The following is a 301-nucleotide window of genomic DNA, read 5'->3' as shown; positions in this document are numbered from 1 at the left end:
CGTTCGCTGTATAGTTTTGAAACAACAAGCTGGGCCCCGTTTTTGTGGGGTGGGTTGTTGTTTGGTGGTTTTGCGGTGGTGATAGCTTGGGGGAAACGCCCAGTATCCTTTTCGAACCTGGTGAGCTAAGCCCTGTGGTGTTGATGGTACTGCATCTTGGTGGGTGTGGGAGAGTAGATGGCTGCCGCAATAAATATTTTGTTTAGAGGTAAGTATGGGTGGGGGTTTCCTGTGAGGGGGAGCTTTCGCTCATGCTTTTTTGTGTTTAATTGTGGTTTTTACCAAACAACCCCAACCCGGT

General features: G+C 48.8%; 1 rRNA gene. It reads left to right on the top strand.

Annotation, left to right across the window (positions count from 1 at the left end):
* The first annotated feature begins 71 nt into the window (after positions 1-71).
* Positions 72-190: ribosomal RNA gene (rrf, locus tag HMPREF2609_RS10090) — 5S ribosomal RNA — on the top strand.
* Positions 191-301: the final 111 nt, after the last annotated feature.

The sequence above is a fragment of the Rothia sp. HMSC058E10 genome, from assembly GCF_001809415.1.
In the GTDB taxonomy this organism is placed as follows: Bacteria; Actinomycetota; Actinomycetes; order Actinomycetales; family Micrococcaceae; genus Rothia; species Rothia dentocariosa.
This window is presented reverse-complemented; position numbering and strand designations above follow the sequence as displayed.